This is a genomic window from Paenibacillus rhizophilus, assembly GCF_003854965.1.
Classification (GTDB): Bacteria; Bacillota; Bacilli; order Paenibacillales; family Paenibacillaceae; genus Paenibacillus_AQ; species Paenibacillus_AQ rhizophilus.
In genome coordinates, this window is the sequence record NZ_RQPI01000001.1 from 938,320 (window position 1) to 961,476 (window position 23,157).

24 protein-coding genes are annotated in these 23,157 nt (G+C 53.8%); 4 read left to right on the forward strand and 20 right to left on the reverse strand.

Annotated features, from left to right (window positions below):
• Position 1 precedes the first annotated feature (1 nt).
• The 17 genes from EH198_RS04390 to EH198_RS04470 all read right to left on the reverse strand — a co-directional run bounded on the left by EH198_RS04390 (position 2) and on the right by EH198_RS04470 (position 15,956).
• Positions 2-1,423, reverse strand: coding sequence for an aspartate ammonia-lyase (locus tag EH198_RS04390; RefSeq protein ID WP_124694290.1), 1,422 nt, complete (start codon positions 1,421-1,423; stop codon positions 2-4).
• A 7-nt stretch (positions 1,424-1,430) separates the two neighbouring features.
• A complete protein-coding gene (gene moaA / locus EH198_RS04395; RefSeq protein ID WP_124694291.1) occupies positions 1,431-2,468 on the reverse strand; it encodes a GTP 3',8-cyclase MoaA in 1,038 nt (345 codons plus the stop codon).
• Positions 2,469-2,527: 59 nt separating this feature from the next.
• Positions 2,528-3,112 carry a 4Fe-4S dicluster domain-containing protein gene (locus EH198_RS04400; protein WP_124694292.1) on the reverse strand — a complete coding sequence of 195 codons (585 nt, stop codon included), beginning with the start codon at positions 3,110-3,112 and terminating at the stop codon, positions 2,528-2,530.
• Positions 3,109-4,506 carry a [FeFe] hydrogenase, group A gene (locus tag EH198_RS04405; protein ID WP_124694293.1) on the reverse strand — a complete coding sequence of 466 codons (1,398 nt, stop codon included), beginning with the start codon at positions 4,504-4,506 and terminating at the stop codon, positions 3,109-3,111. The genes EH198_RS04400 and EH198_RS04405 overlap by 4 nt, the downstream gene beginning before the upstream one ends.
• Positions 4,507-4,541: 35 nt before the next feature.
• Positions 4,542-5,213, reverse strand: coding sequence for a 4Fe-4S dicluster domain-containing protein (locus EH198_RS25295; RefSeq protein ID WP_124694294.1), 672 nt, complete (start codon positions 5,211-5,213; stop codon positions 4,542-4,544).
• Positions 5,210-7,354 carry a formate dehydrogenase subunit alpha gene (fdhF, locus tag EH198_RS04415; protein WP_124694295.1) on the reverse strand — a complete coding sequence of 715 codons (2,145 nt, stop codon included), beginning with the start codon at positions 7,352-7,354 and terminating at the stop codon, positions 5,210-5,212. Before fdhF ends, EH198_RS25295 begins: the two co-directional genes overlap by 4 nt.
• 135 nt (positions 7,355-7,489) lie before the next feature.
• Positions 7,490-7,840, reverse strand: coding sequence for a Na-translocating system protein MpsC family protein (locus EH198_RS04420; RefSeq protein ID WP_124694296.1), 351 nt, complete (start codon positions 7,838-7,840; stop codon positions 7,490-7,492).
• A gap of 240 nt (positions 7,841-8,080) precedes the next feature.
• Positions 8,081-8,797 (reverse strand): ribonuclease III, encoded by a 717-nt coding sequence (gene rnc, locus EH198_RS04425; protein ID WP_124694297.1) that lies wholly within the window; start codon positions 8,795-8,797, stop codon positions 8,081-8,083.
• A 12-nt stretch (positions 8,798-8,809) separates the two neighbouring features.
• On the reverse strand, positions 8,810-10,048 hold the full coding sequence (fabF, locus tag EH198_RS04430; protein WP_124694298.1) for a beta-ketoacyl-ACP synthase II: 1,239 nt from the start codon (positions 10,046-10,048) through the stop codon (positions 8,810-8,812).
• A gap of 208 nt (positions 10,049-10,256) precedes the next feature.
• Positions 10,257-10,490, reverse strand: a complete 234-nt coding sequence (acpP, locus tag EH198_RS04435; protein WP_025334828.1) for an acyl carrier protein — start codon at positions 10,488-10,490, stop codon at positions 10,257-10,259.
• Between the two features lie 121 nt (positions 10,491-10,611).
• Positions 10,612-11,361: a 3-oxoacyl-[acyl-carrier-protein] reductase gene (gene fabG, locus EH198_RS04440; RefSeq protein WP_124694299.1), complete on the reverse strand. Its 750-nt coding sequence runs from the start codon at positions 11,359-11,361 to the stop codon at positions 10,612-10,614.
• Between the two features lie 57 nt (positions 11,362-11,418).
• Positions 11,419-12,342 (reverse strand): ACP S-malonyltransferase, encoded by a 924-nt coding sequence (gene fabD / locus EH198_RS04445; protein WP_124694300.1) that lies wholly within the window; start codon positions 12,340-12,342, stop codon positions 11,419-11,421.
• Positions 12,343-12,363: 21 nt separating this feature from the next.
• A complete protein-coding gene (locus EH198_RS04450) occupies positions 12,364-13,353 on the reverse strand; it encodes a beta-ketoacyl-ACP synthase III (RefSeq protein ID WP_124694301.1) in 990 nt (329 codons plus the stop codon).
• An 8-nt stretch (positions 13,354-13,361) separates the two neighbouring features.
• Entirely contained in the window at positions 13,362-14,351 is a 990-nt protein-coding gene (gene plsX / locus EH198_RS04455) for a phosphate acyltransferase PlsX (RefSeq protein WP_124694302.1), read from the reverse strand.
• Positions 14,335-14,931 (reverse strand): transcription factor FapR, encoded by a 597-nt coding sequence (gene fapR, locus EH198_RS04460; protein ID WP_124694303.1) that lies wholly within the window; start codon positions 14,929-14,931, stop codon positions 14,335-14,337. Before fapR ends, plsX begins: the two co-directional genes overlap by 17 nt.
• A 281-nt stretch (positions 14,932-15,212) precedes the next feature.
• Positions 15,213-15,386: a 50S ribosomal protein L32 gene (gene rpmF, locus EH198_RS04465; protein ID WP_019911234.1), complete on the reverse strand. Its 174-nt coding sequence runs from the start codon at positions 15,384-15,386 to the stop codon at positions 15,213-15,215.
• A gap of 57 nt (positions 15,387-15,443) precedes the next feature.
• A complete protein-coding gene (locus EH198_RS04470) occupies positions 15,444-15,956 on the reverse strand; it encodes a YceD family protein (RefSeq protein ID WP_124694304.1) in 513 nt (170 codons plus the stop codon).
• 195 nt (positions 15,957-16,151) lie between these two features.
• Here EH198_RS04470 and EH198_RS04475 point away from each other — a divergent pair, with 195 nt between their 5' ends.
• Positions 16,152-17,486, forward strand: a complete 1,335-nt coding sequence (locus EH198_RS04475) for a tRNA(Met) cytidine acetate ligase (RefSeq protein WP_124694305.1) — start codon at positions 16,152-16,154, stop codon at positions 17,484-17,486.
• Here EH198_RS04475 and EH198_RS04480 read toward each other — a convergent pair.
• Positions 17,476-18,513, reverse strand: coding sequence for a SepM family pheromone-processing serine protease (locus EH198_RS04480; RefSeq protein ID WP_246014092.1), 1,038 nt, complete (start codon positions 18,511-18,513; stop codon positions 17,476-17,478). The genes EH198_RS04475 and EH198_RS04480 overlap by 11 nt on opposite strands.
• 163 nt (positions 18,514-18,676) lie before the next feature.
• Here EH198_RS04480 and EH198_RS04485 point away from each other — a divergent pair, with 163 nt between their 5' ends.
• Positions 18,677-19,900 carry a nucleoside recognition domain-containing protein gene (locus tag EH198_RS04485; protein WP_124694307.1) on the forward strand — a complete coding sequence of 408 codons (1,224 nt, stop codon included), beginning with the start codon at positions 18,677-18,679 and terminating at the stop codon, positions 19,898-19,900.
• Here the strand turns inward: EH198_RS04485 and coaD are convergent.
• Complete coding sequence (gene coaD, locus EH198_RS04490; RefSeq protein WP_124694308.1) at positions 19,869-20,390, reverse strand: pantetheine-phosphate adenylyltransferase; 522 nt, start codon at positions 20,388-20,390, stop codon at positions 19,869-19,871. The genes EH198_RS04485 and coaD overlap by 32 nt on opposite strands.
• Entirely contained in the window at positions 20,387-20,983 is a 597-nt protein-coding gene (gene rsmD, locus EH198_RS04495) for a 16S rRNA (guanine(966)-N(2))-methyltransferase RsmD (RefSeq protein WP_124694309.1), read from the reverse strand. The genes coaD and rsmD overlap by 4 nt, the downstream gene beginning before the upstream one ends.
• 428 nt (positions 20,984-21,411) lie before the next feature.
• On the opposite strand from rsmD, the gene EH198_RS04500 reads away from it, so the two are divergent.
• Together EH198_RS04500 and EH198_RS04505 are read left to right on the forward strand one after the other, a co-directional pair.
• On the forward strand, positions 21,412-21,933 hold the full coding sequence (locus EH198_RS04500; RefSeq protein WP_124694310.1) for a DUF3231 family protein: 522 nt from the start codon (positions 21,412-21,414) through the stop codon (positions 21,931-21,933).
• A gap of 171 nt (positions 21,934-22,104) precedes the next feature.
• Complete coding sequence (locus EH198_RS04505; protein WP_124694311.1) at positions 22,105-22,959, forward strand: manganese catalase family protein; 855 nt, start codon at positions 22,105-22,107, stop codon at positions 22,957-22,959.
• The last annotated feature ends 198 nt before the right edge of the window (positions 22,960-23,157 follow it).

The window sequence follows — 23,157 nt, forward strand, 5'->3', positions numbered from 1 at the left end:
TTCAGACCCCTCTGCCGCTTCCGGGAATACCCGGCTTGGTCACTTCCAGCGGATGAAGGATCGCTTTAATTTGCTCCTCAGCCATCAGGCCGCGTTCCTGAAGAAGCTCTCCAAGCGGCCGTCCCGTAGCCTTCATAGCCGCAGCCAGCTCAGCTGCGGTGTCATATCCAAGATAGGATACCGTCGCCGCAGCCATCACCCCTGAACGGTCCAGATGCTCATGACAACGTTCGGCGTCCAGTGTCAACCCCTGAACACACCGGTCCTTGAACAGCGGCACGGCATGGCTTAGCAGCTCCAAGGATTCAAGCAGCGCCTCGGCAATTAATGGCGTAAACGCATTAAGCTCCAGTTGTCCGCTTGCCGCCGCCAGCGTCACCGCCGTATCGTTGGCGATCACCCGCATCGCGACGGACCCGGCCATCTCGGCGATGACCGGATTGACCTTACCGGGCATAATGGACGAGCCGACCTGCACAGCGGGCAGCTTATATTCGCCAATGCCACCGGAAGGGCCCGAATTCAGCAGCCGGAAGTCGCCCGATATCTTCAGCAGATTCACTGCGGCTGCTTTCAGCAAGCCCGAAGTTTCCACGAACACATCCATATTCTGAGTGGCATCCATTGGAAAATCGCTGCGGCATAACCCGAGACCGGTTATTTCCCGCAGCTCCTCAGCAATAGCATAAGTATACTTAAGCGGCGCATTCATCCCTGTGCCGACAGCCGTACCGCCGATATTGATCTCCCTCAGCCGCTCCTCCGCTTTATACAGCCGCCACCGGTCACGGGCTACCGCCTTGGCGTAGGCGCCAAAGCTCTGACCGGCCATGATCGGCAGCGCATCCATAAGCTGAGTCCGGCCCAGCCTTAACACATCGGCATATTGCCGCTCCTTCTCCTGAAACGCTTCCTGAAGGGAAGACAGCTCTTCACTCAGTAATCGCAGCAGAGGAATGACAGCGATCCGCAACGCGGTAGGATAGACGTCGTTCGTGGATTGATAGAGGTTTACGTGGTCAATCGGATGGATTAACCGATAGTCTCCCTTCGTTCCTCCAAGCCGCTCGATTGCCCGGTTTGCGATAATCTCGTTCACATTCATGTTGGTACTGGTTCCCGCTCCACCCTGATAGGCATCCACGATAAAATGATCATCCAGCATGCCTCCCAGAATATCGTCGCAGGACAACCGAATTGCCTCAGCGGCATACTCTGGAATATCTCCTAGCCGTCCGTTTACTTTAGCTGCGGCTTTCTTAACCAACACCATGGCCTGCATGAGCTGCCGATGGGCCGGGCGGCCACTGACCGTAAAATTATCCCGCGCGCGTACGGTATGAATGCCATAATAGGCATCCCACGGCACTGGAGCGCTGCCAAGCGAGTCCTGTTCCATACGGAATGTTAATTCATCATTCATTCCGGTTTCACCCGCCAATCTGAGACATCTGACGCAGCATTGTATGCTGTGAAGGTTTATGGCTCGGCTGAACGATCATTTCATGCCGCTGCGGTTTGGCTTCGAGCGATCGCCGAATTTCTTGTCTCAGCATCTCATCATTGCCGATAAACGGCTTGATATCCCGCTCGTCGTTCCAATAAAGGCAGGGCTTGACATGCCCGTTTGCCGTTATGCGCAGCCGGTTGCAGTCCATGCAGAAATGATCACTAACAGGATTAATCAGGCCGAATTCTCCGGCAGCGCCTGATATCCGGTAATACCTGGCCGGCCCCGAATCGGCAGCCGTTCCGCAAAAGGATGAATTGGACAGACTATCGGCAGGCACAACACGCTGTGCGTCCCAACCTCTCTCCGCACATTGCGCCATTATACCTTCCAGCGGCATAAATCCCGCTTTCCACCCCTCTGCTTGATTTCCGATAGGCATATATTCGATAAAACGGATTTGCAGTGGATAATCCAGCGTTAGCCGCAAAAAAGACTCGATTTCATCTTCATTGACTCCCTGCATGAGCACTACATTGAGCTTCAGCATTTTGAATCCGGCCTCAAAACAGGCTTCAACCGCCCTCATTACCCGGGACAAATTGCCGCCGCGCGTTATATTTGCGTACCGCTCAGGGAGCAGGGAATCCAGACTGACATTCACGTCGGTCAATCCTGCCTGGCGAAGCGCCTGAGCCTTGGACGCCAGCAGCATTCCGTTGGTGGTCAGTCCAATGCGACGTATGCCCGATATGGCGCTCAGTCTGGATACAAGTTCTTCAAGATGTGGTCTGAGGAGCGGCTCTCCGCCGGTAATCCTCACCTTAGTGACACCCATCTCTGCGAGTACATTTACGATAGCAACCATCTCGTTAAAGGTGAGCAGGTCTATCTTGGTAGTATAGTCGGTTGAATTCCCCGGCCTGCAATATTGACAGCCAAGATTGCAGCGGTCCGTAACGGAGATTCGTACGTAATTATGTACACGGCCAAAGGAGTCCACCAAAGGATCGGACAAAGGATTCACCTTGCTTTCTACATTTTTATGACTGATGCCTGGATGGAATATAAACGGGCTCAATAGCCGGACAAGCTGCCAAACTGCTGCAGCAGCTGCGCACTGGCCGTTCTTTTCCGCGCAATCGACTCGTCGATTTGGCCGGGTACAATGAACCGGAGCGCATCCGTCGGGCATACACGTACACATTCCGGTCCATTTCCGCTTTCATCACACAGATCGCATTTGTTCGCTACGATTCTTTCCTTCCGGCTCCATGCGCCCTCAGCATTTGTCCGCAGGCCGGATTGCCGCTGTTTCTGACCATCTTGATATGCGGTAACCATCGAAATCGCCCCATACGGACATGCCAGCATGCAGGTTTTACAGCCAATACACGTATCCTGGTTAATAAAAATACTGTTGTTCTTGTTCGTAATCGAGCCATTCGGGCACACATTGGCACAAGGCGCATCCTCGCAATGCCTGCACTGGACGGGAGCGGTAACTTCATCCGTTTCGATTACGGTGAGACGAGGGTAAAATGCAATCTCGCTTTCTTCCTGCTCAAACAGATCGTTTCCCGAATGGGCAACGACACAGGCTGCTTCACAAGTATGACATCCTATACATTTATCTGGATCGGCAAGTACGAAACTGTTCATGACAACTCCTCCTTGGCACTTCTGGAAATGAACTGGGTATGCAGCAAATGATGTGAGGCATGGCCTAAAGGCTCGCCCAGGAAATCTTTGTACAATTTAATAATGGCCGGGTTCTCATGCGACTTGCGTACCTTCTGATTGGAATCATGACGGTAGATCGCGCTCTTTCGGGCCTGATAAGCTCTCTTTCGCTGTGTTTCCAGCAGTAGCTTAGGTTGGCCGCCGCCGCTGACGCACCCTTCAGGACATGCCATGACTTCTATAAAATGATAGGGGCTGGTGCCATCGGCTACTTGTTCCAAAATGGATGAGACATATTTGAGCCCTGCGACCATGGCGACTCTCAGCTCCAAATCTCCAATTTGTACCGCTGCCGTGCGAATCCCTTCATCCCCTCTGATAAAATCAAGCTGAAGATTCGGGATGGACTCGTGGGTTACCAGTTCATATCCTGTTCGGATCGCCGCTTCCATAACTCCGCCAGTGGCCCCAAAGATCGTTCCTGCTCCGGAATATTTGCCGAGCGGCGAATCAAACGGTTCGTCAGGTAGATTAATGAAGTCTATGCCCATGTCTTTAATTAACTGGGCCAGCTCCCTTGTTGTAATGACCAGATCCACTTCACGATGCCCGTCTACATTCATCTCTTCCCTGCCAGCCTCAAATTTTTTGCAAGTACAGGGCATGACCGCCACACTTAGGATATTTGCAGGATCAACTCCATCCAATTCAGCGCTGTAGGTCTTGACCAAGGCCCCTATCATTTGCATCGGCGATTTGCAGCTTGACAGATGCTCCAACAGCTTCGGCGCGGCCGTCTCCGCATGTTTGACCCATGCCGGGCAGCAGGAGGTGAACATAGGCAGCCGCTCGCCGGACATAACTCTGCTTATTAATTCACTGCCTTCCTCCATGATCGTGACGTCGGCACCGAAATTCGTGTCGTACACCCGGTCAAAATTCAGCCGTCTTAACGCCGCAGCCATCTTCCCCGGTGTTAATGTACCAAAAGGCAAGCCGAATTCCTCTGCCAGCGATACGCGGATAACCGGAGCGCATTGCACGACTTTGTACCGCTTCGGGTCGGCCAGCGCTTCCTTCAGCTCCAGCGCATGCCCAGTCGAATAGGCGGCGAATAAAGGTTCACGCACGCTGGAAAGCTGTCCTCTTTGCCGCAGCTTCTCCGCACGGGAAGTCAGGGATGGTTCGCTTTCCGCCGCGTAAGCGGTACAGGCCTGAACACATTGCCCGCAAACGACGCAGCGGTGTTCATCAATTCTTTGGGGTGTGCCCGCTTCCCCGATAATGGCATCTACCGGGCATACCGCCGCGCACCGTCTGCACCCGGTACATAACTGTTCGTCAATATGAATAATAGGATCGATGTTTGGCATCACAGATGAACCTTTCTTTTCTGGAATTAAGTTTGTCATAATCTAAGGCTTCTCAAGCTGCCCAGGCCTGCAGCCGTTCGTGGTCGGGATTCTCCGAGGCTCGGACTTACTAGCGTCAACGCCTGTTCCGGACAGACCGAGACACAAGCGGGAAACGGCTCGCCTCCGTTTTCTGTCAGACTGCCGTAATGATTCACGGCGCCTGCTGATACCATCTCTCCGGAAGCCGAATTCCCGCCAGACTCGATATTTCGGCATAAATCACATTTATAGGCGATAACTCTTGCTTTGCGTTCCAAACGGCCGTTTTGCTGTTCCTTTAAGTACGGCTGCTTCATCTCCTGGCCATTGCCGTACGACTTATAAAGACTGACCGCGCCAAACGGGCAAGCCACGGCACAAGCTTTGCAGCCTATGCAGCGATCCTCATCGATGAGAATCGCACCATCCTCCTGCCGGATCGCTTGTACCGGACAAACGCCGGCGCAAGGCGCATTCTCACAGTGCCGGCACTGAAGCGGCATTGTGAAGCTGTCCGTCTGGATAACATACAGCCTTGGAAGAACCGGTATGGTGACCGTACCTACCGAGGCAGCCACACCGTTATCCTGGTTATGCACCGTGAAGCAGGCCAGTTCGCACGCTTTGCAGCCTATGCATTTGCCGGCTTCGGCAATGACGAACGAATTGGGTCGTTCCTTCTTCATGCCTGACCAGCCCCTACATGCATTTGTTTTCTTAGCGACTCATATTGCTGCCGAACCTGCTGCTCGGCACGAAGCTGATCCGGAATCTTTTCCAGGCGAATCGCGCAATATTTATACTCCGGTGTCTTGGAGACAGGGTCCAAAGCGTCACCAGTCAGCTCGTTGCAGGCGCCAATCCAGAAATGATAGGTCATATAGGTGGCGCCTGTTTTGACCCGGTCGCTGATTTGCGCTCTGGCTACTATCTTCCCGCGCCGAGAGATAATGCTTACCAGATGCCCGTCTTCAATGCCAAGGCTCGAAGCATCCCCGGGACTGATCTGAATATTGCCGGGCTCATCCGACAATTGGCTAAGGGCACGGCAGTTCCCGGTCATGGTTCGGACAGAATAATGTCCGACTTCACGGACAGTCGACAAGGTTAACGGATATTCCTGATCCGGCTGCTCCAGCGGAGCCCTCCATTCACAGGCGAACAGCCGCCCTTTGCCGTTGAGTGTTGAAAAGCGGTTACCCTCATATAAATACGGTGTGCCCGGATGATCTTCGGACGGACAAGGCCACTGAACGCCGCCCTGCTCCTCCATCTTCTTATAGCTTGCTCCCGAAAACTTCGGACAGAGGGCTCTCATCTCGTCCCATATCTCCTCCGTATTCCGGTAGGACATCGGATAGCCCATCGCTGTGGCCACCTCGCTGATAATCTGCCAATCCGGCTTCACTTCCCCCGGAGGATCAATGGCTTTTCTAATCCGCTGAAATCCGCGGTCGGCTGACGAATACACACCTTCATGTTCGCCCCAGGAGGTAGCAGGAAGGACGACATCCGCATGCAGTGCCGTCTTGTTCATAAAGATATCCTGCACAATGACAAACTCCATCTTTTCCAGCGTTTCTCTAACTTCGGCCGCATTCGGATCACTCTGTACCGGGTCTTCACCAAAAATGTAATAGGCCTTCACCTTGTCTTCCTTCAATACCAGATGGGGAATTTCCGTTAAGTGGTACCCCGTTTTTTCCGGCAGTGTTACGCCCCAAGCCTTCTCGAACTTTTTGCGTATTTTGGGATCGGTAACGGATTGATAACCCGGATACACATTAGGCAGTGCCCCCATATCGCAGGAGCCCTGTACGTTGTTCTGGCCGCGGACCGGTCCAATGCCGACGCCGGATCTGCCAAAATGGCCGGTCAGCAGTGCCAGCGAGGCGAGCCCTTTGACAACGTCCACCGCTTGGGCGAATTGGCAGACCCCCATGCCATACAGAATCATCGCTTTATTCGATTTGGCGTACTGCCGCATCACCTTGCGGATGTCATTTGCTTTTACACCGGTAATGCTCTCGGCATATTCAGGCGTATACTTTTTAACACTGGCCTTATATTCCTCAAACCCTTCCACGTAATTAGCTGTATACTCCTTATCGAATAAATCCTCTTCGATGAGCACATGTCCGAATGCATTTACAAGCGCCATGTTCGTTCCGCCTTTGAGCGGGAGCCAGGTATCGGCGATCCTCGCCGATTCGGTCTTCCGTGGATCAGAAACGATAATGGTGGCGCCTTTCTGCTTCGCTCTGACGATTCTTCTGGCTACAATCGGATGCGTGACGGCAGCATTATAACCAAAAATGAAGAGCAGGTCCGTATCCTCGATCTCCGGAATCGAATTTGACATGGCCCCATCGCCCAGCGAATAAGTTAGCCCCGCCACGGACGGGCCATGGCACACTCTGGCACAGTGATCGATATTATTGGTGCCGATAACGGCCCGCATAAATTTCTGCATCACATAGTTGGCTTCGTTGCCCGGCCCTCTGGCCGAACCTGTGCCCATGATCGCATCCGGACCATATTTTTCCTTAATGGCCGTAAGCTTCTCTGCTGTAAATTGGATAGCCTCCTCCCAAGAGACCTCACGCAAAACCCCTTCTTTACGAATCATGGGCTTACGAAGACGAGCGGTCAGAATCTGCGGATCATTCAGAAAATCCCAGCCATAATGGCCTTTCAGGCACAAGTTCCCTTCATTCGTTCTTCCATCCGCAGGCTCAGCCCCCACGACCTTCCCATCCTCTACAAGCAAGTGCATCTGACAACCGCTTCCGCAATACGGGCATACCGTCAGTACTTTGTTCCCCATTGGATAACCACCTTTTTATGTGATTTTTTGCACAAAGAACACAACAAAAAAAAAGCCAATACAAAGTATAGTCATGAAAATACACCGTGTACTGGCTTATTAAAAAGCGAAGAAGCTTACGCCCTTTCTCTTCAATCAAACCGATTTATTAAGTTGAATAATAATGGCCCGGCCGCTTGGACAAAGATCAGCAATCTTCCAAGTATATGTAAACTGGCTGCCAAGCGTGTCTATCATTTCGGCCATAAATTCTCTTTCTAAATAAGGCTTTAATACTTTCCAATATTCCGCAACGAGATCGACAGCGCCTTCTTTCATTAAAATTTCCGATAGACTCGAGAGAATCCCTCTAATCTCAATGGTGACTAACAGGTCATTCTCCAGTTTAACCTTTACATTCTCGGGGCCTTTCCCACGGTAATGCTTAACCATCTTGACTACGAGTCTTCTAATCTTTTCCTGATATTCGAATTCAGTCTCACACATGCAGACACCCCACAATGACCATCTTTTTATGGGATTTTAATTAATTAATTACATGTTAAACTCTTCCAAAATTCTTGTCAATCCATAAAATGTACCATATCCATAGGTTTCCAACTGTTATTCTAAAATTCCTGGGCATTTCCGTTAAAATTCGAAAAAGAGCAGCAAAGGTCTGAGTTCCGTTTGTACGCCGGATTCAGACCTTTGCTGCTCTGCTGCGTTTACCCATATTATACTTCGTTAGCTTATTTTCTGAGGCCCGTCCTCTTTCAGCTGCTTCAGCGCAGCGGCTGCAGCCTGCTGCTCTGCTTCCTTCTTCGAGCGCCCGCTTCCCCGGCCCAATGTTCGGCTGGCCATGCTCACTTCGGAAACGAATTCGCGTTCGTGAGCCGGTCCCCGTTCCTCGGTAATCCGATATTCCAAGGTGCCCATTCCGTGATGCTGAATCAATTCCTGCAGCTCTGTCTTGAAGTCGTTTACCCCTAACAGCAGCTTGCCGTCCGTCTCCACCAAAGGGAGTACATATTCATCCAGAAACCGGCGCACCGTTTCCAAACCCTGATCCAAAAAAAGCGCTCCAACGAAGGACTCGAACACATCGGCCAGCAGCGCCGGCCGGGTTCGTCCTCCCGTCAGCTCTTCGCCTTTGCCAAGCAGCACGTAGCGGCCAAAGCCGAGGTTCTCGGCGAACTTGACCAGCGAGGGCTCGCATACGATAGCAGCCCGCAGCTTAGTCAATTCACCTTCCGGCCGATCCGGAAGCAGATTGTACAAATATTCGGAAACCGTCAGCTCCAGGACGGCGTCGCCCAAAAATTCAAGGCGCTCATTGTCCTGGTGCTGGTTGAAGCGGTGTTCATTGACATAGGACGCATGGGTAAAAGCCTGCTTCAGCAGCTGAGAATCGTGGAATTGAATATGAAGTTGACTTTGCAATTGCTTCAGGTCCCCATTCATCGCACGGTCTCCTTACTGATTGTATTTTTTCAAAATAACGGTTGCGTTATGTCCACCAAATCCGAACGAGTTGGACATCGCGATGTTCAGATCCGCTTCGCGCGGCGTATTCGGAACATAGTCCAGATCGCAATCGGGGTCTTGATTATCCAAATTGATCGTAGGAGCGATTATTCCCTTTTGCAGGGAAAGTCCGCAAATGATCGCCTCAACGCCGCCGGCCGCTCCAAGCAGATGGCCCGTCATGGACTTCGTGGAGCTGATCGCCACCTTGTACGCATGGTCGCCCAGCGCCTTCTTGATGGCTGCCGTCTCGGACTTGTCCCCTACGGGTGTCGAGGTGCCGTGCGCGTTGATATAATCGATTTCCTCCGGCTGAATGCCTGCGTCGCGGATCGCCATCTTCATGCAACGGGCCGCACCGTCCGGATCGGGCTCGGTCATATGGTGGGCGTCGCCGCTCAGACCGTAACCGATTACCTCGGCATAGATTCGGGCGCCCCGCTGAAGCGCATGCTCCAGGGATTCCAGCACCAGAATGCCGGCGCCTTCGCCCATGACAAATCCGTCTCTGTCCGTGTCGAATGGACGGCTCGCCTTTTCCGGTTCATCATTTCGCGTGGACATCGCTCTCATCGCACAGAAACCGGCCATACCTGTCGGACGGATCGTCGCTTCCGCGCCGCCGCAGATCATGGCGTCCGCGTCGCCGCGCTGAATCATGCGGAGCGAATCGCCGATAGCGTGGCTTCCCGTCGCGCAGGCGGTTACCTGCGTCGTATTTGGTCCCTTCGCCCCGAGGCTGATGGACAACTGCCCCGAACCCATGTTGGCGATCATCATCGGAATAAAGAACGGGCTGACACGCTTCGGGCCTTTTTCAAGCAGCAGGTTATGCTGGTCTTCCCAAGTGCCAAGTCCGCCAATACCCGAGCCGACGGATACGCCTAATCTCTCGGCTTCAATGTTTTCGCCAATCACAAGACCGCTGTCATTCAGCGCCTCCTGTCCCGCTGCGAGGGCGAATTGGACGAAACGGTCCATCTTGCGGGCTTCCTTGCGGCCGAACAGTTCCTCAGGATCAAAATCTTTAATCGAAGCTGCAATCTGCGTTGTATATTCGCTGACATCGAAGGCTTCGATTGTAGAGACGCCGGACTTCCCGTTCATCAGGCTGTCCCAAAATGTCTCCAAATCTTTCCCCAGCGCTGTCATCACGCCCATACCGGTAACAACCACTCTATGACTCAAACGCATTCACCCCATCTGTTTACTGTTAGCTTTGAATTCTCTCTTATTTACCGCTATATAAATTGCAAACGCCGCGAAAAAGGCGGCGGTTTGTTATTTTCCTTGGAAATACGCTTATCAAAGCGTATCTTTCGCAAAGCGTTAGTCGCTGTAAAAATGAGGAGAAGTCCCGCCTTAAGCAGGTACGGGACTCTTTAAGCAAAGGACTCTAGGTATGAGATTGTATGTAGTTTACAACTTCACCCACGGTCGTAATTTTCTCTGCGTCTTCATCAGAGATTTCCATATCGAATTCATCTTCCAATTCCATAACCAATTCTACAACGTCTAGAGAATCAGCTCCCAAATCATCTTTGAAAGACGCTTCCAGTGTGACTTCGGCTTCGTCGGCTCCTAAGCGGTCGACGACAATGCGCTTTACACGCTCCAATACATCGGACATCCGGTTCACCTCCTCTTTTGGTATTATACGAGATATGAGTTCAAAATACCATAGAGCGAAAAAAACGCTTTACGGAGACCATTCCCGTACTTTAAACCCCGGTACGGGGCTTCTTATAGCTTTACATATACATGCCGCCATCCACATGGAGAGTCTGGCCCGTCATATATGCCGCTCCCTCCGATGACAGGAAGAGGGCGGCCGACGCGATTTCTTCCGGCAGGCCGAGACGGGCAAGCGGAATGCCCTTGGCCAGGTCGGAGCGCACTTCCTCGGACAGCTGGCGGGTCATATCGGTGTCGATAAAGCCAGGGGCAATACAATTGACCGTTATGCCGCGGGAAGCAAGCTCGCGCGCAGCCGATTTGGTCAATCCGATAATGCCGGCCTTCGCCGCCGAATAGTTCGCCTGCCCGGGATTGCCCGTCACGCCGACCACGGAGGAAATGTTGATGATCCGACCATAGCGCTGCTTCATCATCGGACGGGTTACCGCCTTCAGACAGTTGAACACGCCTTTGAGATTCGTCTCAATGACCTGGTCGAACTCTTCCTCTTTCATCCGCATAATCAGGTTGTCCCTTGTAATGCCGGCGTTATTGACGAGTATATCAATACGCCCCCAAGCGTTAAGGGTCTCTTTAACAAGACCTTCCGCCTGTTCGGCACTGCCGACATTCCCCCGGAGCGCGATTCCTTCGGAACCTAGCTCCGCGATGCGTTCCACGGTCTCCCGCGCCGCATCTTCGCTGCCGGAATAGTTCACGGCGACCTTGACGCCGTACTCCGCCAGCGCCAGCGCGATGCTGCGGCCGATGCCGCGCGAAGCGCCGGTAACGAGGGCCGTCTGGCCCCGCAATGCTGAGAACATCCTTATAGTCCCCTTTCATATTCCGTAAAACTTATCTGCGCGGTTCGAATCACTGGTTCAGGCAAGAGCTTCAATGCTTGCCAGACTGTTGATATTGATCACTTTGGCGTTCTTGTCGATTTTGCGGATAAGACCGGTAAGCACGCTGCCGGAGCCGATCTCGACGAACGTATCCACGCCTTCCGCAATCAGCTGTTCCACGGAGTCCTGCCACAGCACCGGCGAATACACCTGCCGGACCAGCAGCTCTCGGATCTCCTCCGGATCGCTAACGGGAAGAGCGGTAACGTTGACGACAACCGGAACGGACGGAGCACTGAATTCCGTCTTGGCAAGCTCACCCGCCAGGCGCTCCGCCGCCTCCTTCATCAAGGAGGAATGGAAAGGACCGCTCACTTCCAGCGGGATCGCCCGCTTTCCGCCCGCTTCCTTCACCCGCTGAACGACCGCGTTCACGCCCGCCTGCGAGCCGGATACGACAATCTGTCCCGGGCAGTTGATGTTCGCCAGCTCAACCGGGCCTTCCTGTTCGGATACGCTTCGGCACAGCTCGGCCAGCGCCTCGCGCTCGGCTCCGAGTACGGCAGCCATCGCGCCCTGCCCGCCCGGTACGGCCTCTTCCATAAACCGGCCGCGCAGACGCACCAGCTTGACGGCGTCCTCATAGGTCAGGACACCTGCCGCCACCAATGCGCTGTATTCTCCCAGGCTGTGGCCCGCCACGTAATCCGGCGTAAGGCCTTTGCCCTTCAGCGCTTCCAGATAGGCTACGCTTGCGGTAAGCAGCGCGGGCTGTGTGTTGGCTGTCTGCTTAAGGTCGCTTTCAGGCCCCTCGAAGACGAGTGTGCTGAGCGGAAATCCTAGAACCTCATCGCCTGTTTCAAATATCGCACGGGCGTCTGGCACAGCTTCATATACATCCTTCGCCATGCCGACTGCCTGCGCGCCCTGTCCGGGAAATACGAATGCGATTTTACCCATTATGCTATTACTCCCTTTCGCTTACCAAGTCAATATGGAAGCGCCCCAAGTCAAGCCGCCGCCGAAGCCGACCATCAGAACGGTGTCGCCTTCTTTTATCCGACCCTCTTCCGCCGCTTCCACCAGGGCGAGCGGTATGGATGCAGCCGAGGTGTTCGCATATTTGTCTACATTAATAACGCACTTCTCCGGCGGAAGATCAAGACGCTGCATCGCTGACTGAATAATACGTATATTCGCCTGATGCGGGACGAACAGATCGATGTCTTCCTTCGTAAGACCCGCTTTGCCCAGCACCTTCTCCGTTGCCGTACCCATAACCCGGACCGCGAACTTGAACACTTCCCGGCCGTTCATGTAGATAAAATGCTTCTTGCCTTCCACCGTTTCCATCGAAGCGGGAAGCCGCGAGCCGCCGCCTTCCAGTTTCAAAAGCGGACCGCCTGCGCCCTCCGCGCCGAGATCAAAGGACTTGAAACCCCGTCCTTCCGGCACTTCGCCGACTATGACCGCACCTGCGCCGTCTCCAAACAAAACGCAAGTATTGCGGTCCGTATAATCCGTTATACGGGACAGCGAGTCCGCACCGATAATCAGGGCATTGTTGTACATGCCGTTCTGAATGAAGCCGACCGCCGTCGCCAGACTGTATACGAAACCGGAGCAGGCCGCAGACAGGTCGAATGCCGCCGCACCCTTCGCGCCGAGCTTATCCTGCAGAATGCAAGCTGTAGAAGGGAATGTCGTGTCGGGCGTAATCGTTGCCACAATGATTAGATCCAGATCCTCGGGCTTCATGCCCGCCGAAGCCAGCGCTCGGAGCGCGGCCTCGTAAGCCAGGTCGGAGGTCGCTTGATCCGGAGCCGCTATATGGCGCTCCCGGATGCCCGTGCGGCTCACAATCCATTCATCGTTCGTTTCCACTATTTTTTCCAAATCGCTGTTGGTCAATATCTTCTCAGGCACATACTTTCCGGTGCCGATAATACCGACTGGCCGTAAGCTCTTCATATTGTCACTCACTTCCCGCTAATTTCCTTGGATATACTTGGCACAAGACCCGACGAGAGCGCCTGCCGCGCCTGCCGGACCGCATTCTTAATGGCATTGCCGTCAGATGACCCATGTCCCTTCACGACGAGACCGCTTAAACCGAGCAGCGGCGCGCCGCCGTGCTCCTTATAATCCATCTTGCCCTTAAGCCCTCTCAGTTCAGGCATAAGCATCGCCGCCCCAAGCTTGGTCTTAAGGGAACGGCTGAACTGTTCTTTAAGCAGGGCAAAGATCGCACCCGCTGTCCCTTCCAGCGACTTCAGCAAGATATTGCCGGCAAAGCCGTCGCAGACGAGCACATCGCAGCTTCCCGTCAGAACGTCACGCGCTTCCACGTTGCCGACAAAGTTGATGCCCGCAAGCTGCTCCAGCAGCGGGTACGCTTCCTTTGTCAGCTTGTTGCCCTTGCCGGGCTCCGCGCCGACGTTCAGCAGCCCTACGCGCGGCTTCGAAATACCGTGCATCTTGCTGCGGTAAATGCTTCCCATCAGCGCGTACTGCGCCAGATGCTGCGGCTCGGCGTCCATATTCGCGCCAAGGTCCAAAGCTAGCACGCCGACATCGTCGAGGGTCGGAATCATAGGCGCAAGCGCCGGGCGCTCGATGCCCTTCATTCTTCCGACGACAAGCAGCCCCGTCGTCATGAGAGCGCCTGTATTGCCTGCGGATATCATAGCCTCGGCTTCGCCTTCCTTAACCATTCTTCCCGCAACAACCATGGATGAATCCTTTTTTCGCCGTACGGCTTTGACGGGCTCCTCATCAGGCCCGATTACTTCGCTTGCATGGCGAATCGTCACATTAGACGGCCTGTCTTTAAGCAGCGGCGCGAGCCTTGCTTCATCGCCTACCAGCACGATCTGCGTATCTTTCCATTCCGCTGCCGCGGACAAGGCACCCTCTACATTGCACTCGGGCGCATGATCCCCGCCCATGGCGTCAATGGCGATCTGCACTTCGGCTTCCCCCTTCGCTGTATTCTTCCGCCGCGGACCGGTACACGACGAAATGGCCCTGAAAGACCATCTCTTCGCCGACATAGGTGAATACGTCGACCTCGGCCTTGCCCCTGCGGCCCGCCAGCGAGCGGACATAAGCCTTGGAAATGCATTTCTCTCCCAGCCGGACCATGCGTACAAAACGGATATCGGCCGAGGCCGTAAGCGCGATTTCATCGTTGATTACGGCAACCGCAAGCGAATTGGCCTGCGCGAACACATAATGGCCCCGGGCGATACCGTTTCTTGAGAAGACATGCTCTTCACGAATCTCAAAAATCGAGATCCCGCTCTTGTCCAGCTGCAAATCGACGATATCCCCGACCACTTCATCCGGAGGAAGGGAGCGCACTTGATCGTAGGAGTGCTCCGCCATCTGTTTCATACGCTCGCGCAGCTCCGGAATCCCGAGTTCCATACGGTCCAGGCGGATGGTCTGTATGCTAACCTTCAACTGCCGTGTAAGCTCGCGGTCCGTGACAAAAGGGTTGTCCGCAATAATCTGCAACAGCAGCTGCTGGCGTTCTTTTTTCGACACGCGCTCGATGGCGGTTCACCTCCCGTCCGTGCTTGTACAAGCAATGACCGGCCTCTGAACGGCCGCAATTTATATGGAAGCAATTATAAATTCATAATTTAGAACCTGGTACTAATATGTAGTATAAAGCATGATGCCGGAAAAATAAAGCATTGACTTCAAAACCGTGATCCGGCGAAAAATCTCCCGAAACAAGCTGTCTGATAAACTGCCTACGTTATGCCCGCAAAAAAAATAGCACCTCACCGATAGATGAAGTACTACTTTGTTCAGAAAGATCACTATTGTTTGATGATCTCTCTAGCTTTGTACGTTCCGCACACTTTGCATACGTGGTGAGCAAGCTTCAATTCTCCGCATTGTTCACATTTCACCATGCCCGGCACAACCAGCTTAAAGTGCGTGCGACGCTTGTCACGGCGTGTTTTGGACGTTCTACGTTGAGGTACTGCCATGTGTTCCACCTCCTTATTCAAGTGAACCCGTAAAGACGGGTTGTTCATTTCATCGTCTCATTTGAAAAAATCTTTCAATCCGGCGAGACGCGGATCGATTACGGTGTTGTCGCAACTGCAGGCGCCTTCGTTCAAATTCTTCCCGCATGTGGGACAGAGTCCCTTGCAGTCTGAGGTGCAGAGCACGGAAAGCGGCAAATGGAGAAGAAAGCTTTCCTCGACATAAGGCACCAGATCCACGGCTTCATCGGTCACGTAGTTCAGATCCTCGTCTTCCTCTTCTTCCGGCTCGGCCGGTTCCTTACTCCACTTGAACGTCTCGGCAAAAGGAATATCCATATGGCTCTTGACAGGATTCAAGCAACGCGCACATAGCATGTCCGCATCTCCGCTCAGCTTACCCTCCACGGTTACGAGATCCGCAGCCGCGGGCAGCGCATCGAGATCGGCTAATAACGGCGATACAGTCAAAATATCCTTGCGTCCTTTGACGGCTTCGCTGACATCCACATTCTCGTGGAAGTGCAAAGGTCCGTCGGCATTTGCGATTTTGCGAAAGTGAAACTTCATAGATATCACTCCAAACAAACAAAATTTATTATACCTACCATTCATGACCTTTGTCAACCATTTTCCCTTTATATTGTTGCGGAAAGAGGGAAGATTTATGTTATAACTATTAGTAACCGATTCGGGACGTTTTGACGGAGCTTTTGTACACTTTCGCCAAGGCGAACCCATAAACAGAACAGGAGTGAACCCTGTGTGTCGACAGTAGGAATTATTGCCGAATACAACCCTTTACATAACGGGCATGTCCATCACTTCAGAGAAGCCAAAAGACTGTCCGGCGCATCCCGCTCCATCGTCGTGATGAGCGGCCCATTCACCCAGCGCGGCGAGCCCGCGGCCGTAAGCAAGCGGACTCGCACCGAAATGGCCCTGCGCATGGGCGCCGACCTGGTGATCGAGCTTCCGGTCGCTTACGCCGTCCAGCCTGCGGAGTGGTTCGCCTTTGGCGCGGTTGCGCTGCTTGAAGCGACTGGCGTCGTAAGCAGCCTGTGCTTCGGCTCCGAGTCCGGCAGCCTGTCGCAGCTGCTGCCGCTGGCCCGCTTTCTCGCCGAGGAAAGCGCCCCGCTTCAGGGCGAAATCCGCCGGCGTCTTGCGCTCGGCGAGAGCTTTCCCGCCGCTTACAGCGCGGCGGCGGCGCTTGTATGGCGGGACCGCCTTGATGAAGGCGGCCCGGTTGGGGTTGCCGCAGGCGCCGAAGGACCTTCCGGCCGGACTGCCGGTCCGGCAGACATGTCCGGAGCGGGCGCCGGCTCTGCTTCCCCAATGAACGGGAGCGGCCTGGAGGATCTGCTGCGCGGACCGAACAACAGCCTCGGCCTTCATTACCTGATCGCCCTGCGGCGGCTGGGCAGCGGGATCGTTCCGCTGACCGTTCCCCGCCTCGGAGCGGGCTTTCACGAACCGCTCCGCTCCGGAGCCTCGATCGCCAGTGCGACGGCGCTGCGCGGACTGCTGCGGGAAGGCGGATCTCTTGAAGGCTACATGCCGGAATACAGCCTGAGCGTCCTTCGGCGCGAGCAGGAGGAAGGCCGGGGGCCGCTCGATTGGGAGAGCTTCCGGTCCCCGCTGCTTCACCTTCTCTCCACCCGCTCAGCCGCCGAGCTTGGCGGACTGCTGGATGTGGGTGAAGGATTGGAGAACCGTCTCCTGCGGATTGTACCGGAGCTTGAGCGGTTCACGGTTGACGGTCTGCTCTCCGCCTTGAAGAGCAAACGCTATACCCGCACCCGGCTTCAGCGGATGCTGCTGCATATTTTGCTGAATCACGGCAAGGAAGAATTCTCGCCTGGTGCCCTCTCGCAAGGTCCGGGATATATCCGGGTGCTCGGTTTCCGGGAGAGCGGCCGAACTCTGCTAAAAAAAATGAAGCAAAGCGCCTCTCTCCCCGTCATTTTGCGGCCGGCGCTATGCTCCCATCCCCAGCTTACGCGGGATCTTCAGGCTTCAGCGGCCTACGCCGCAGCCTTTGCCTCACCGCTCCGCAGCGATCTGTACAGCGACTATTTGAAGCCGCCGGTCATGGTTTGACCGGCAGCTTCTCCATGTACTGAATAGCCTGGCTTAGTGTCGATACGGGCACCAGCTTCATCTTGGTGCCGATTTTGTCCGCTTTCGCCTTGGCTTCTTCGTAGTTCTTAACCGGAACGAAAAAGATTTCGGCGCCCTTCCGGTCGGCGGCTACGATTTTGAACTTCACTCCTCCAATCGGACCCACTTCCCCATTCGGATCGATCGTGCCGGTGCCGGCAACTCTGTACCCCTTGGTCAGATCGCCCTTCGTAAGCCGGTTGTATATTTCCATAGTGAACATCAAGCCCGCCGACGGACCGCCGACATCCGTATCCGTAAAGCGGACTTCTCTCCCCGCCTCCGAGGCTTTTACCTTCTGAACAGCTCCAATAACGACGCCAAGACCCGGACGGACCGCCGCCTTGCCGCTGTCCTTGATCTCCACGAGCGTTACGTTTTCCGTAAGCTTCTTTCCGCCGCGATCCAGCGATACCGCCACCTGATCCCCGATTTTCCTGGAAGACAGCAGCTTGCTCAGCGCTTCCGGATCGGCCACCTGCCGCCCGTCAACGCTGACAATTTTGTCTCCGGGCTGAAGCTGCTTGTGACCGGTCTCCCCGGGAACGGAGAACACGAACAAATAATCGGTTGCGTCATGGTATGGAATGCCGGCCGCTTTGTACGCGGCCTCCACGGCATTAGACTGCGAGCTGCTCATATAGTACACCTGCGTCGCCGCGTATTCTTCCTCCGACTGATTACCGAGCCTTTCGGCTTTGCGTTCGACCTCAGCGTTCGGATTCAGCGCCGAAAAGAGCAGCAGCGCCACGTTGGCATAGCTGGCGGAAACGGTGGTCATCATGAAGGTTCCCGCCTCCTCTTTATCCTCATTCTCCACCTTGATCATGGGGGAAACTTCGGAGGCGCCTCCCGGCTGGTACACGACATAAGGCGTCCCCATGAACACAATGATGTAGACCAACACGATCAGTGTAAACAGATAAACCCCGGCGCGAAATCCCGTTCTGTTCCTGGACTGCCTCAATGGAATTCCCTTCTTTCCAATAGACTCCGCCTTCATTTCCGGTTATGTATTTTGTGGAGACCGATTTGTGATCCTGCACCCGCTTTAGCATGACGGTTGCCCGGCCTGCATAAATTGTTAGAAAACTCGTCTGCTCCCAAGCTATGAAGAGGTGGAATGAAACATGAACGCAAATATAACGCGGATAGCCAAACAATCGGCGCCTTTTCTGTCCGGGGGTCTGGCTATGATTCTCGCAGCTGCCATCATTTCCTCGCCCGAAAGTTCGTTTAATGCATCACTTCAAGGCTTAAAGCTGTGGTGGACGCTCGTTTTTCCGGCGCTGCTGCCATTTCTAATGCTATCGGAAATGCTGACCGCCTCCGGTTTCGTTCATGCCATCGGGGTTCTTCTGGAACCGCTCATGAAGCTCGTCTTCCGGCTGCCGGGTTCCGCGGGCTGGACGCTGGCGCTGGGAATGACGTCCGGCTTCCCCGGCGGTGCCCAAGGCGCAGTCCAGCTGCATCGGCAGGGCGAAATCTCCGGCAGAGATGCAGGCCGTCTGGCTTCGCTTGCCCATTTCGCCAGCCCGGTCACGCTGCTGATCGTCGTCGGCGCCGCCATGCTTCATAGCCCCGCGGCCGGTTACGGCCTGCTTGCCGTGCACTGGGTTGCGGGGCTCGCCGCAGGCTCGACTATATCCTTGGGAACTTCCCCCCATGAGAATACCGCTCCGGCTAAAGCTTCCGCCATTCGGCGGGCTTCCCTAATCCGGCGCGCGGTATCCGGCGCCGCGGATGCGCGCGCAAGGGACGGCCGCAGCTTCGGCAGACTGCTGGGCGAATCGGTAAGCGCCTCGGTGCAGAGCTTGATGCTGGTTGGGGGATATATGATTATCTTCGCCGTCGTTATCAGCATTGTAACAAGGCAATGGCCCATGCTGCCAGCCGCCCTGCCCGCCGGTCTGCTGGAAATTCATCTTGGGGCGCAGGCGCTGACGTCAGGGCCCGGGCCGACAGTCCCTGGATTGTCTTTAGGACCGCTCGGGCTTGCGGTGCTGTCGGGAGTACTTGGCTGGAGCGGCATCTGCGCACAGCTCCAAGCGCTGACGGTGCTGAGGCCCTCAGGTACCCGCTTTCTCCCGTTTGCCGCAGGGCGGCTTCTGCACGGCGGTTATGCTTTCCTTCTGACGCTGCTGCTCTACAAACCGCTTATTGCGATTCAAGAGGCGGCGCTGCCCGCTTTAGCAGGCGGGAACCTTTCTCCTATGTCCGGATCATCCGGAGAAGGAGCGGCCTGGAGCTTTTTCCCCAATTTAGCCGCACTGTTGGTGTTGATGCTGCTCTCCTTGCTGATTCTGTCTGCTGCTGTCCAGCTTACTTCAGCGCTCCACCGCCGCTTTCGCTGAACTTCAGCCGGATTGCCCGTTCGACTTCAGGAGTGACGAAATCGGTCAAATCACCATCGAAATGGCCGATTTCTTTGACCACGCTGGAGCTAAGATAGGAGTACTTCGGATTCGTCATCATAAAAATCGTCTCCGCATCCGAATTCAGCTTACTGTTAATGGTAGCGATCTGCAGTTCATATTCGAAATCGGTAACGGTGCGGATGCCCCGGACGATGACATGCGCATTTTTTTGCCGGACATAATTGGCAAGCAAATCCCGAAAGCTGTCAATTTCCACATTGGGAAGATGCGATGTTACCTGGCGAAGCAGATCGGCGCGTTCCTCTACGGAAAACAGCGGATTTTTGCTTAAATTATTCAATACGGCCACGACCAGCCGGTCAAATTGCTTCGCGGCCCGCTCAATAATATCGATATGGCCCAGCGTTACCGGATCGAAACTGCCGGGGTAAATCGCGACTCTTTCCTCTCTAATTTGCAGACTCACTCTTGTACCCCCTCATCCTTATCGATGTCGGTCACTTCGCCGGATAGATAACGGTAAATGGATACCGCCGTTTCTCCATACACTGCATGACGCAATTGTTCAAAGCCCGGGATTTGTTCGGGATATTCATAGCCGGACTCGTGCTCAAGCACAATGACCGCGCCCTGGCGCAGCAGCCCTTTGTCTGCCATTAAGGCCATTAGCTCGTCCCCGAATTTATGACGGTAAGGCGGGTCCAGAAAGACGAGATCGAATATCCTCCCCCGCTTCTCCAGCGCGCCCAAGGCCTTGTTCGCATCGTTCCGGTATACCTCGGCCTTTTCTGCGAGCCTTGCAGTCTTTAGATTCTCACGTACCGTATCGATGCTTTTCGGCTCCATGTCGATAAATACGGCGCTGTCCATCCCCCTGCTCAGGGCTTCGATTCCGAGTCCGCCGGTCCCGGCGAACAGGTCCAGCACGTCGCCTCCATCGAAATAAGGGCCGATCATGCTGAAAATCGCCTCCTTGACCTTATCGGTCGTAGGGCGGGTTCCGGTTCCCGGAACGCTTTTTAAAGGTCTTCCCTTGGCTGTGCCCGACACCACTCTCACTGCTTGCTTCACCTGCTCTGTATATCTATTTATTACGCCAAAACGGCATAATTTCACGCCTATCGTACCACATTCCCGCCGTTAAATAAAAAAAATTGTCGCATCCCGTCCCGTGAGCCGGCGGACAAAATTTTGCATGATATGTATAAAATCAGCTGTCAAGGGTCATCCTGTAATTATCGACATCACAAAATGTCGTAGACAACCGCGGAGCAAGCTTACGCTTCCCCATAAGCTCTTCGTCCGGTTTCTCCTCTCCCATGAAAGGGCCTCGTCGCGAGACGGGGCCCGATTTTTGTGTGTAAAACCTTATTTATCAAGCTCGAAATATTCGGTCAACAATTCCTTGAACCCAACTCTCCGTATAATGGCTCAATATTTTTGGCATACTTAACTTGTCAAAAATGAACTCAAAAAGGAGCTTGAAAATGACAGGGATACTAGGCGGCAACCCCAAAGAAGAACCGATGCATTATGGAGAGATCTTTAACGTTTGGTCGGCTTCAATGGCTGCAAAAGGAACGGTCTCTTGTTATCGGGCATATTTAAATCATGCCGGTGACCACGACCTGAAAAAAGTATTAGGCTCGTTAATTGATCAAGCTGAACTGGAAATCAGTGAATGCGATAAGCTTCTCGAGGACAATGGCATCGCTTCAGCGCCAATATTGCCTCACAGACCCGAAGCCAAGCTTGAGGATATTCCTGTAGGTGCGCGATTTACAGATCCGGAGATTGCAGCTAAAATCGCTGCCGAGAATGCAGTCGGACTGGTTGCTTGCAGCCAAGCGATGGGCCAATCGATTCGTGAAGATATTGGCACTTTATTCGCCAAGTATCATGCTACAAAAGCAAGCTTAGGTTTGAGAATCCTGCATTTAAACAAGAAAAAAGGCTGGCTAATTCCTCCTCCGCTTCAAGTAAAAAGACCCGAACCAATTAAAGCATAAGATCAAGAGGGTGTCTCCTAAGCCGAATAGGCGAGACGCCCTCTTTCTTTTAGTATGAGCTTTATATGGTCGCTGCCGGAATAATGAGGTTATTACACCTTAATTGTATAAACAAGTAACCTTAGGAGAAAATAAGGTTGATTTTTTACTAGCAATCGAGGAGGTTTGACTTTGTATTTCTACAAAGAAGGTATAATCAACAATATTGTGGTGGATAAACCGGACCCTGCCGCAGCCAAGGTACTGCAGGAAATTTTAGGTGGACATTATGGGGAAATGCGGACAATGATGCAGTATTTCTTCCAAACCAGCAATTTCCGCGGCAAGGAAACGCAGTTCCGCGATCTCCTCAGAGGCGTGTTTCTTGAGGAAATCGCCCACGTGGAACTGGTTCAGCATACGATCAATCAGTTGTTGAACGGATCGGGTGAGAACACTGCCGGAAACGCCGGAATCGATGGGGCTCCCCTGAACGAAGCCGTCAAACACGCAAATCCCCATCATTATATTGTAGGCGCTCAGGCATCGCTGCCTGTTGACGCAGCAGGCAATCCCTGGCTGGGTAATTACGTGTATAGCCATGGCAACTTAATTAGCGATTTACTGAACAACGTCATTCTGGAGTCCACAGGCGTGCTTCAAAAAACACGCATTTACGAGATGAGCTCCAACAAAACCTTCCGGGAGACCCTGGCATTCCTTATTGTCCGCGATAACGCGCACCAAAATGCTTTTGCCAAGTCCCTGGAGACACTTGGGGTAAATTGGGGCAACATCTTCCCTATTCCTAACTATGACATCAATAAATATCCGGAATGCCGGAAGTTTGTGGAGATGGGTTATCATAACGCACAGTTCAACTTCAGCCTCGACCCTACAAGAATAGGAGAAATATTCCAAGGGGCCTCTCCAAGCCGAAACAACGGAAAACTGCAGGTCGTCGCGCCTCCAGCTGGTTTCCCTGTACCCGTAATGCCGGAAATGCCAAATGAACATAGCCCAGGATTAGGTGATCTGAAAGCTTAAAACCCAAGCACGGAAAACTCACCTTTTGCCATCCTCCCGAATAGGCAACGCATACCGTAAGGAGGAGAATTAAATTGTATACTTATGAAACACAGCGGCAGCAGCATCTAGCCTGGCACGAAACACTGGAAATGCACGAACTGACGGCCTATCAGAGCAACCAAACTTTTTACTTCATGTTGGAGGGGGTTTTATCCG

Bases quoted from the DNA above. Each gene is read 5' to 3' on its own strand.
- acpP (WP_025334828.1), bottom strand. From the start codon at position 10,490: ATGTCCGATGTATTGGAGCGTGTAAAGCGCATTGTCGTCGACCGCTTA.
- EH198_RS25295 (WP_124694294.1), bottom strand. From the start codon at position 5,213: ATGAAGAAGGAACGACCCAATTCGTTCGTCATTGCCGAAGCCGGCAAA.
- EH198_RS04450 (WP_124694301.1), bottom strand. From the start codon at position 13,353: ATGAAGAGCTTACGGCCAGTCGGTATTATCGGCACCGGAAAGTATGTG.
- rpmF (WP_019911234.1), bottom strand. From the start codon at position 15,386: ATGGCAGTACCTCAACGTAGAACGTCCAAAACACGCCGTGACAAGCGT.
- EH198_RS04485 (WP_124694307.1), top strand. From the start codon at position 18,677: ATGAACGCAAATATAACGCGGATAGCCAAACAATCGGCGCCTTTTCTG.
- fabD (WP_124694300.1), bottom strand. From the start codon at position 12,342: ATGGGTAAAATCGCATTCGTATTTCCCGGACAGGGCGCGCAGGCAGTC.
- EH198_RS04390 (WP_124694290.1), bottom strand. From the start codon at position 1,423: ATGAATGATGAATTAACATTCCGTATGGAACAGGACTCGCTTGGCAGC.
- EH198_RS04400 (WP_124694292.1), bottom strand. From the start codon at position 3,112: ATGAACAGTTTCGTACTTGCCGATCCAGATAAATGTATAGGATGTCAT.
- EH198_RS04470 (WP_124694304.1), bottom strand. From the start codon at position 15,956: ATGAAGTTTCACTTTCGCAAAATCGCAAATGCCGACGGACCTTTGCAC.
- fdhF (WP_124694295.1), bottom strand. From the start codon at position 7,354: ATGGGGAACAAAGTACTGACGGTATGCCCGTATTGCGGAAGCGGTTGT.
- EH198_RS04420 (WP_124694296.1), bottom strand. From the start codon at position 7,840: ATGTGTGAGACTGAATTCGAATATCAGGAAAAGATTAGAAGACTCGTA.
- EH198_RS04405 (WP_124694293.1), bottom strand. From the start codon at position 4,506: ATGCCAAACATCGATCCTATTATTCATATTGACGAACAGTTATGTACC.
- rnc (WP_124694297.1), bottom strand. From the start codon at position 8,797: ATGAATGGGGACCTGAAGCAATTGCAAAGTCAACTTCATATTCAATTC.
- EH198_RS04500 (WP_124694310.1), top strand. From the start codon at position 21,412: ATGACAGGGATACTAGGCGGCAACCCCAAAGAAGAACCGATGCATTAT.
- fabG (WP_124694299.1), bottom strand. From the start codon at position 11,361: ATGTTCTCAGCATTGCGGGGCCAGACGGCCCTCGTTACCGGCGCTTCG.